General features: G+C 67.1%; 3 protein-coding genes. All 3 read right to left on the reverse strand.

The window, feature by feature from the left end:
• Window positions 1-4: 4 nt before the first annotated feature.
• The 3 genes from AB0J95_RS50665 to AB0J95_RS50675 are packed head-to-tail and all read right to left on the reverse strand — an operon-like array spanning window position 5 to window position 10,928.
• Window positions 5-2,674 carry an amino acid adenylation domain-containing protein gene (locus tag AB0J95_RS50665; protein WP_364773902.1) on the reverse strand — a complete coding sequence of 890 codons (2,670 nt, stop codon included), beginning with the start codon at window positions 2,672-2,674 and terminating at the stop codon, window positions 5-7.
• A complete protein-coding gene (locus AB0J95_RS50670; protein ID WP_364773904.1) occupies window positions 2,593-7,062 on the reverse strand; it encodes an amino acid adenylation domain-containing protein in 4,470 nt (1,489 codons plus the stop codon). Before AB0J95_RS50670 ends, AB0J95_RS50665 begins: the two co-directional genes overlap by 82 nt.
• Before the next feature lie 29 nt (window positions 7,063-7,091).
• A complete protein-coding gene (locus tag AB0J95_RS50675) occupies window positions 7,092-10,928 on the reverse strand; it encodes an amino acid adenylation domain-containing protein (RefSeq protein ID WP_364773906.1) in 3,837 nt (1,278 codons plus the stop codon).
• Between the last annotated feature and the right edge of the window lie 42 nt (window positions 10,929-10,970).

Here is a 10,970-nt window from a genome sequence, read left to right on the forward strand (position 1 = left end):
TCGGTCAGCTGAGTTCTCGCAACAAGGCGTCCACATCGGCCAGGGCGAGCTGGTCGACCGAGGTGCCGTCCTGCTGCCGGATGGCCCGCTTGGCGTGCGCCGAGGACAGGGCGGCGGCGTCGACCTTGCCGTTGTGGTTGCGTGGCAGCCGCTTGTGCCAGACGAATTCGTGCGGACACATGTAGTTCGGCAGGACCTGGGCGAGGTGCTCCCGCAATACCGACCGCGCATCCGGATCTCGCAGGACCACGTGCGCGACAAGCCTGCACTCGTTGACTCCGTCGTTCTCCGCGAGGACGACGGCCTCGGTGACGTCCGGGGAGCGCTGGATGGCGTTCTCGATCTCGCCCAGCTCCACCCGGAAACCACGCACCTTCACCTGCTTATCAACCCGCCCAAGAAACTCCACCACCCCATCCACCCGATGCCGCCCACGATCACCCGTCCGATACAACCGACCCCCACCACCAAACGGATCCGGCACAAACCGCTCCGCCGTCAACCCACCACGACCCACATACCCCCGAGCAACCCCCACACCACCAATAAAAATCTCACCCACCAACCCCGGCAACACCGGCACCAAATCCCCATCCAACACAAACACCCGACAATTCGACACCGGCCGACCCACCGGAACCACCACACCCAACCCATCCCCCACACCACACCGATGCGTCGACGCCCACACCGTCGCCTCCGTCGGCCCATAGTCGTTGAACAGACTCGCACCCGGATTCACCGCGAAATGCCGCGCCACCAACGACGGCGGCAGGACCTCACCGCCGACGTTCACCAGCCGCAAGGTGCTTTCGTGGCCGTAGTCGAGCAGGACCGAGTACACCGAGGCGATGGTGTGCAGGTGCGTGGCCCGGGTGGCGCGGATCAGGTCGCTGCCCGCCTTCAGGTCGAGCAGTTCCTGGTCCGTCGGGATCAGCACCGTCCCGCCCTCGGTCAACGCCCAGTACAGGCCGCTCGCCGAACCGTCGAACGTCAGCGGGTTGGTGATCAGGACCCGTTCCGGGAACTCGTCGTGGACATGCCTGGCGTGGTTGGAATGCACGATGTTGCGATGGGAGACCGCGACACCCTTGGGACGGCCGGTGGATCCAGAGGTGTAGATCACGTACGCCAGATGGTCTGGCCGGCAGCCCGCGGGCACGTCCGGAACACCATCGGTCCCCTCCTGAAAGTCCGAAAGGGACACGACGGTGGCCTTGGGAATCGCGGCCGCCATCGAGGCGATGTGGTCCCGCGCGGCCAGGACGACAACAGCGCCGGTGTCGTCCATCTGGTACCGGAGGCGCTCGGCCGGCGATTGCGGGTCCAGGGGCAGGAAAGCGCCACCGGCCTTGAGGATCGCGAGCATGCCCACCACGGCCTCCACTGACCTGGCCGCAACGACACCGACCACGGTGTCCGGACGGACCTCCAGAGCCCGCAGGTGGGCAGCGGCCCGGTTCGCCCAGTCGTTCAGCTCCGCATAGGTCACCGCGACCGGTCCACAAGAGACCGCCACCGTCGCCGGGTTCCGGTGTGCCGCGGCCTCGATCAGCTCATGCAGGCAGCTGTCACTGGGATACGGCTCGTCCTGGCCGGCCCAGTCGACCAGGACCTGCTGCCGCTCGAGCGCCGTCAGACCGGTCAGCACCCGGATCGGGAGCTCGGGCGTGCTGGTCGTCCAGACCGTCCACAAGCGACGAGCCAGCCGCAGCGCGCCTTCCCGGTCACGATGCCGGGTGTCGAAGTCGATCCTGATCCGGACCCCGTTGGGCCGCAGGCGCAACCGCACGGCGAGCCGATGTCCGGCCGCCCTCGCGGGAAGCTCGACCGGTTCCGCCCGAAGGGACCCGACGGTGAAGGCCACGTCCTGGCCGATCGAGATCAGGACTTCGGCGGGACCCGGCTCACCCGCGCCGCCGTCGCGCAGACCGCGGGCCAGATCGGCCAGCGGTTCGTCCGGGCTCCAGCCGATCGCCAGCCGGGTCAGCGAGTCGGTACCGGGCAGGTCGGGTCCTTTCCCGATGTCCACAGTGATTTCGCACTCGCCGAGGTCCCGGCCCACCACGGCAGCGGTACCGGCAACGAGAAAGTCGACCGCCTCCGCCGGTGCAGCCTTGAGCTGGGCGGCGACCCCGGACCAGTCACCGCCCTCGACCTCGGCCACCAACGAACCCACGTGCGTGTTCACGCCTGGCACATCGATGTACGCGAATGCCTGTGATCGCATCTCGGCAACGGGCCGGCCATGGTGGCCGTCGAGCAGGGCACGCCCCAGCTCGCCGGCCACCAGTCCGCCCGTGCCTTCACCGGCATGCGCGACCACCAGAACGTGGTCGTCGGCACCGACCTGGAACAACGTGCTGTGCCCCGCCGTCACCGGCCGGTGGTCCCGCGCCAGCGACCGGCAGATCTCGGTCAGCACAACGGGTTCACCGGATCCGCCGAGGTCGACAATGCTGAGGCCGACCGACAAGGCGTTGTGCCGCCGGCGTAGCGCGGCCACGTCCAGCGGTCCGCGCAACCGCCACGCCGCATACTCGTGTTCGCCGATGGACAGGGCCATCACGTTCTCCTTGGTCTGCGGCAGGGTCAGTGCGTGCCGGACGGCTCGGCCACCCGCGGGCCGGTCGGTGCGGGCAGGAACCCGGTGTCCACGAGGTAGGCGAAGCACGAGTGCGCCAGTTCCTCGTTCATCGGCGGGCACTCGATGCCGCTGCCCACCAGGTGGGTCAGCGTGTTCGCGCATTCCACCGACGGATCGAGGGACCGCTGCACGCTGATGTCCAGGGCCGGGTGTTCCTTCGGGGCGCTGCGCATGATCGGCGTCAGCGGGTAGAGCGGGTGGTCCTGCTCCACCTCGAGTGCCTGTGCCCGGGCGACATCGAAGTCGATGACGTTGGGCTGGTAGCCGAACGACTTCACCCAGGCGTACGTCTCGTTCGCGGTCGCCGGGTTCAGGTTGCCGACGTGGTAGATGCCGCCGAGCGAGTCCGGCCGGGTGGAGACGTGCACGATGGCCGCGGCGACGTAGTCCACCGGCGAGGCGTTGATCACCTCGTCGAACGACGGCAGCACGCCGAGCTCCAGAAAACCCTTGAGCGACACCAGCAAGTAGTCCGTGGTGTGTGACGCCCCGCTGCTGGAATGGCTCATCACCATCCAGGGCCGGTAGACGCTCACCGGCAGCCCGCGTTCGCCCGCGATCGCGACCAGGCCCTCGGCGATCCACTTGCTGCGCGGGTACCCGTCCGGGATGCGCGGCGGCGCGTCGGCGAGCGGGACCTCGAGGAACGGGCGTTCGGCACCGGAGGCCAGGTAAACGTCCATACTGGACACGTGGTGGAACGCCTTCATCCGGCGATGGCAGGCCAGCCGGAGCAGTTCCTCCGTCCCGCCGACGTTGGTGGCCTTGAGCGCGTCATACGGGAAGACGAAGTTGACCACCGCGCCGCTGTGGTAGATGGCGTCCACTGTGTCGGCCAGCTCGTCGAACCGCTCCGGCGACAACCCCAGCCGGGGCTGGGCGAGATCGCCGTGCACGACGCGCACCCGTTCCCGCGCATCGCCCAGGTCGATGCGGAAGTGCCGCAGCCGCTCGTCCAGCCGTTCGACCGCCGACTCCGGGTCGGACGACCGGACCAGGCAGTGCACGGTCGCGTCGGTGCGGGCGATCAGCTCGGCGACGATGAACGCGCCCACGTAGCCGGTCGCCCCGGTCACCAGCACATGGCGCGGGGCACGGAAGCCGGCCGGTGGCAGCCCGGCCGGATCGATGTCCGGGTCGAGCTGGATCTCCGCCTTCAGCTCGGCGAGGTCGAACGCGTACGCCGCTTCGCTGTCCACCGCGCCGCTGCGCACGGCGACCGCGTTCTCGATCACTCCGGCGATACCCTCGGCGGACGGCAGCTTGAAGATCTCGAACACCGGCACGTCGATGTCGTACTCGCGGCTGATCCTGGCGACCAGCCGGGCGACCAGCAGTGAGTTGCCACCGAGCGCGAAGAAATCGTCCGTCACGCCCATGTTCGGCACGCCCAGGATGTCCGACAGCATCCGCGTGACGTTGGCTTCCAGGGCGGTCCGCGGTGCCACGTGGTCCTTGTTGTCGAACGTGGGTTTCGGCAGCGCGTCGCGGTCGATCTTGCCGTGTTCGGTGAGCGGCATCCGGTCGAGCATCATCAGCGTCGCGGGCACCATGTAGTCGGGCAGGCGGCGGGCGAGAGCGCGGCCGATCTCGGCCGTGCCGAAGGCGTTCGCGCCCTTGGCGGGCACCACGTACCCGGCGAGGACGGGTTCGCCGCTGGGACCGTCGTGCAGCAGGACGGCGGCGTCGATCACCCCCGGCTGGCTCAGGATGGCGTTCTCGATCTCGCCCAGCTCCACCCGGAAACCACGCACCTTCACCTGCTTATCAACCCGCCCAAGAAACTCCACCACCCCATCCACCCGATGCCGCCCACGATCACCCGTCCGATACAACCGACCCCCACCACCAAACGGATCCGGCACAAACCGCTCCGCCGTCAACCCACCACGACCCACATACCCCCGAGCAACCCCCACACCACCAATAAAAATCTCACCCACCAACCCCGGCAACACCGGCACCAAATCCCCATCCAACACAAACACCCGACAATTCGACACCGGCCGACCCACCGGAACCACCACACCCAACCCATCCCCCACACCACACCGATGCGTCGACGCCCACACCGTCGCCTCCGTCGGCCCGTACTCGTTGAACAGACTCGCACCCGGATTCACCGCGAAATGCCGCGCCACCAACGACGGGGTCAACACGTCGCCCGCGGTGATGCACATCCGCAGGGCGGGGAACTCCAGCTGGTCCTGGATGTCCAGCAGCACGCTGTACTGCGCGGGCACGCCGTCGACGTGCGTCAGCTCGTGCTGGGCGACCAGATCGCGCAGCAGCCGCGGATCGTGCACCTCGGTTTCCGTTGGCATGTACACGGTTCCGCCCCGCGAGAGGGTCCAGTAGACGCCGCCGCCCGCGGCGTCGAAGGACAACGGGGCGAAGACCAGGTAGCGCTCCGGCAGGCCGTCGGCCTCGAACTCCCAGCGGGCCGCCGTCGAGCCGACGATCGAGCGGTGCGAGACGGCCACTCCCTTGGGCCGGCCGGTGGAGCCGGACGTGTAGATCACGTACGCCAGATGGTCCGGGGTGAGGCGGCCCACCGGTTGCGGACGCTCGGCCACCGGTTCGAGCTCGGCGAGGTCGACGCGGAGCCGCTGAGGTTCGGCGGACAGGGCGTCCACCGGTTGTCCTGGTCCCGCGATCAGCACTGTGGCGCCCGAATCGGCGAGGATGTCCTGCTGCCGTTCGCGGGGATAGGACGGGTCGATCGGCAGGTAGGCCATGCCGGCCTTGAGCACGCCCAGCAGCGCGACCAGCGATCCGGCCGACCGCTCCGCGAGCACGGCCACCACGGATTCGAGGTGCCCGCCCATGTCCAGCAACCGCAGTGCGACGGCGTTGGCGTACCCGTCGAGTTCGCGGTAGGTGAGCTCCGTTTGTCCACAGTGGACTGCCAACGCGTCCGGCGTCCGATCGGCCTGCTGCTCGACGAGCTGGTGCAGACACAGATCCGCGGGATACGGCCGGTCGGTGTCGTTGAACTCGACCACCGCCTTCCTGCGCTCGGACTCGTCGAGCACGACGAGGTCGCCGACGGCGCGGTCCGGATCGGCGGCGGCCGTCCGCACCGCCCGGATGATCCGGTCGAGCATCACCGCCACGGTCGACTCGTCGAGGATGTCCTTGTCGTAGGCGGCTTCCAGGGTCAGGCCGCTGGTGTGCACGCGGCTGGACAGCGTGACGTCGAACTGGGTCCAGCCATTGCCGGCGTGCACCGGCAGGACGGTCAGCCCGCCGCCGGTCCATCGGGTCCATGCGAGGGGTTCCCCTTCGAAGGCGACCTCGAAGAAGGGGTTGTGCGTCAGGTCGCGCCGGGGCTTGAGTTCCTCGACGATCTGCTCGAACGGAAGCCGGCCATGCGCCTTCCCACCAGCGACGACCGTGTGCACCTGCTCGAGGAAGCCCATAAAGGACAGATCACGCGTCGGCGAGAACCGCAACGGCAACGTGTTGTGCAACGGTCCGACGACGTCGGCATGCTCGGGCAAGGCGATCGTTCCGCAGCCGACCGACAGGTCCGAGAGACCCGCGTACCGGGACAGGACGGCGACATAAGCCGCGAGCACGACGTCGTTCGTGTCGCATCCGGCGGTGGCCGCCAGTCGCTCGATGTCGGCGAGCAGTTCGCTGTCGAGCTCGCGGATCACCGTGTGGCACTGGAACTCCCGGGTCGCGCCGCGCGGGCGGTCGGTCGGCAGGTCCAGTGACGGCACCCCCACCACACTCCGGCGCCAATACTCGAGCTGCTGCTGATACTCCTCACCGCCGACCCATTCCTGCTGGGCGGCGACGAGACCGACGAACCGCTCGTCACGTCCTCGTTGGGGCGTGCCGCCCGCGGCGTACTCGGCGTAGCAGTCGAACAGCTCGTGGACCACGAGCATGGTGGACCGCTCGTCGACGATCAGCTGGTGACCGGTGACAACGAGGATGTGGTCGTCCTCGGCGCACCGCACCAGGAGGACGCGCAGCAGGGGCGCCGTCGCGATGTCGAGAACCGTGCCGCGCTCGGCCGTAGCGATCTCGGCGATCCGCGTCGCCCGCTCGGCGTCGGTGAGATCGGAGAGATCCATCAGCGGCACCGCGAGCGAGACCGCGTCCGACAGCGCGCGGAACGGCCGCCCGTCGACCTCGACGAAGGTCGACCTGAGCACATCGTGCCGGTTCACCACCTCGGCGAGGGACTGCTGCAGTGCCGCACGGTCGAGCGCGCCGGTGACCCGGAAGGCGAGCGAGACGTGCCAGGGCACGGACGGGTCGACGTGGCGGAGGTACCACAGCCGCCGCTGCTCCAGCGAAAGGTTGGACCGAGCCGATTTCTGGGCCAGCAACCGGCCGAGGAGTTCGCGCTTCTCGGCGGGCGACAGCGCGGTCAGGTCAGGCAGACCATTTTCTGGCATGGAACGCTCCCGGAATCAGTAGAACGGAATTACCGCGAGTCCTCGACGTGCGGAACGCGTGGTTTTCGGACAATGGACCTGGTCGCGACGACCGGTCTGCTGTTATTCGCGACGGCGGCCACGGTGGGCTGTTCGAACAGCTCGCGCAGCGAGATATCGAGACCCGCCTGCGACAGGCGTGACACCACCCGCGCAGCCAACAAAGAATGCCCGCCCAAGTCAAAGAAATTATCGTGTACCCCGACACGGTCAACCTCCAGCACCTCACACCAGACACCCGCGACCACTACCTCGGTCTCGGATCGAGGCGCCACAAAACCCACACCCAACGCGGGACGCCCTGCCCCGACGTCCGGCAGCTTCGAACGATCCACCTTTCCATTGCCCGTCAGCGGCAGCTCGTCCAGCCACACCACCGCCGACGGCACCATGTAGTTCGGCAACCGCTCCGCCACCCACTCACGCAACACATCAGCACCCACTTTGGTGCTCGACGGCACCACGAAAGCCACCAGCCGACCATCACTTTGACCGACAGCCGCATCGCGGACAGCGCCATGCCCGCGCAAACGGGCCTCCACCTCCCCCAGTTCCACCCGGAAACCACGCACTTTCACCTGGCCATCCGCCCGGCCGATGAACTCCAAACTTCCATCGACCCACCGCACCAAATCACCCGTTCGATACAACCTCCTCCCATTACCATCCGGAACAAACCGCTCCGCCGTCAATCCACCACGACCCCAATAACCCCGGCCTACTCCGACACCACCCACATACAATTCGCCCACCACACCCACCGGAACCACACCCAACCCACCATCCAACACAAAAACGCGCACGTTTCCGAGCGGGGAACCGATGGAAATCCGGGCGGGGCCGGTGATCTCCGCCGAAGTGCACCAGATGGTGGCCTCGGTCGGGCCGTACATGTTCAGCAAGGTGACGCCCGCGGTGAGCAGGTCGGCGGCGAGATCCTTGGGCAGGGCCTCGCCGCCGCACAGCGCGGTGAACCGGTCGGTGCTGCGCCAGCCCGCGTCCAGCAGCAACCGCCACGTCACGGGTGTCGCCTGCATGTGCGTGGCGCCGCACTCGGCGAGACGCCGGGCCAGCAGCCTGCCGTCCATCGCGTCCGCGCGGTCGAGGATGGTGACGCGGGCGCCGGCCAGCAAGGGCAGGAACAGCTCAAGAATGGCTATGTCAAAGGAGATCGTGGTCACCGAGGCCCATCGGCCGGCTTCGCCGATCTCGATCCGGTGGAGCAGCGAGGCCATCATGCCGGTCAGGTTGTGGTGCGAGATGGCGACGCCTTTCGGCTGACCGGTGGAACCAGACGTGTGGATCAGATAGGCCAGGTCCTGGGGCGTGGCACCCGATCGAGGCGGGAACTCTGGCCGCCCCGTCGCCTCTTCGAGGACGACCACCTGTCGGTCGTCGATGGGCACCGTGTTCGTGGTGGTGATGACGGTGTCGACCTGGGCGTCCTCGAGGATGTACCGGATGCGGGCGGGCGGGTACGACGGATCCAGCGGCACGAACGCCGCACCGGCCTTGAGCACGGCCAACAGCGCGACGACCATCTCCATGCCCCTCGGCATCGCCACCGCCACCCGTTCACCAACGGTCACGTGGTGGGTGGCGATCAAGTGGTGGGCGAGTTGGTTGGCCCGGGTCTCCAGTTCGCGGTAGGTCATGTGCTGGCCGTTGTGCTCCAGGGCGACCGCATTTGGGCGTCGCTCGGCCTGCGCGGCGATCAGGTCGTGGAGGTGGCCTTGCTCCAAGTTGATTTCTGGGCCGGTGCCGAGTCTGGCCAGGTGATCGCGTTCGGCCTGGTCGAGCATGTCGAGTTCGGTCACCGGGGTGTCGGGGTTCTCGGCGGCCGAGGCGAGGAGGGTGTGGAAATGGTCGAGCAGCCGCTGGGCGGTCTCTTTCTCGAAGATCTCCTCGCTGTACTCGAGCCGGGTTTTCAGGCCTCCGTCCGTGTTTTCGAGCGTTAACGTGATGTCGAACTTCGAGGTGCCGGTGTGGACCGGAATCTGGGTCCAGTCCAGTTCGCTCCGGGTTGGTGGCGTGTCCTGGTAGGCGATCATGGCCTGGAACAACGGGGTCCGGTTCAGCTCGCGTTCCGGCGCCAACTCCTCGACCACCCGCTCGAACGGAACCTGCTGGTGCGCGAAGGCGTCGAGACACACCGCGCGGACTCGTTGGAGAAGCTCGCGGAACGACGGCTCGCCGGACAGGTCGGTCCGCAGCACCACGGTGTTCACGAAGAACCCGATCAGCTTTTCGAAGTCCTCATGGTCCCGGCCCGCGACCGGCGTCCCCACGGCCACATCGGACTGACCCGCGTGCCGCGACAGCACGCTGACATACCCGGCCACCAGCACCATGAACAACGTGACCTGCGACGACCGCGCCAGATCCGTCAGCCGGCCAAGGACGTCGACGGGCATCTCGCGTTCGACCAGCCCACCGGCGAACTCGGACCACTTCGGCCGTGCGTGATCGAGTGGCAGATCCAGCGACGGCACGCCAACCAGCTGGTCACGCCAGAACTCCAGCTGACCGGAAACATCCAGATCGCGCTGCCAAGCCGCGTAATCACCGTACTGAACCGGCAACTCCGGCAACTCCGGCCCACGCCCAGCCAACCCCGCCTCATAACACTCCGCCAACTCCCGAACAAAAACACCCAACGACCACCCATCAGCAACCACGTGATGAAAAACAACCACCAAAACCCATTCGTCCGCACCCACCTCAACAACCAGACAACGCACCAACGGCGGAACCGAAAGATCAAACGGCCGAGCAACCTCCTCCCGAACAACCCCGGCCACCTCATCACCCAGCACCGACGCCAGCCCTGACGCACCCGCCACCGACCTCTCCGGCACATCTCCCACCAACCCATCCGCCACGGGCTCAACCCTCACCGACGCACCCGGCAGCGACACCACCCGAACCGGAACCCCAACCCCCGCAACAACAACCTGAACCACCCCATCACCCAGCCCTGCCGCGCTGCCCCCAGCCACGCTCACCACCGCGGACCGCAATACCTCGTGGCGCCCTACCACCACATCCAGCGCGGCCTGCAACACGTCCACATCCAGTCGCCCCACAACCCGGGCAGCCACCGGCACGTGATACGCCCCCGACACACCCAACCCACTCAAAAACCACAACCGACGCTGACCAGCCGACGCCGGAAAAACCCATCCACCCCCAAAACCACCACCCACCGCATCCACCTCAACCCACTCACGAGCAACCCGCCCACAAACCACACCCGACTTGCCCCCAAACCCACACTCCGACACCAAACCCGCCACCGTCGGAAACTCAAACAGCTGCCGCAACGACACATCAAACCCAGTCCGCGCCAACCGCGAAACCACCCGAGCAGCCAACAAAGAATGCCCACCTAAATCAAAGAAATTATCGTGCACCCCAACCCGGTCCACCCCCAAAACCTCACACCACACACCCGCAACCAACACCTCGACCTCGGACCGAGGCCCCACAAAACCAACACCCAACACCGGACGCTCAACCCCAACATCCGGCAACGCAGAACGATCAACCTTCCCATTCACCGTCAACGGCAACTCATCCACCCAAACCACCACCGACGGCACCATGTAACCCGGCAACCGCTCCCCCACCCACCCCCGCAAAACCTCAACCCCTACCAACCCAGAATCCGCATCCGCATCCGCATCCGACGGCACCACAAATGCCACCAGCCGGGTACCCCCGTCACCGTCACTGCGAGCCACGACCGCCGCGTCACGAACGGCCGAATGCCCGCGCAAACAAACCTCCACCTCCCCCAGCTCCACCCGAAAACCACGCACCTTCACCTGACCATCCACCCGACCCACAAACTCCAAACACCCACCAAC

The sequence above is a fragment of the Actinocrispum sp. NPDC049592 genome (assembly GCF_040675465.1).
Classification (GTDB): Bacteria; Actinomycetota; Actinomycetes; order Mycobacteriales; family Pseudonocardiaceae; genus Kibdelosporangium.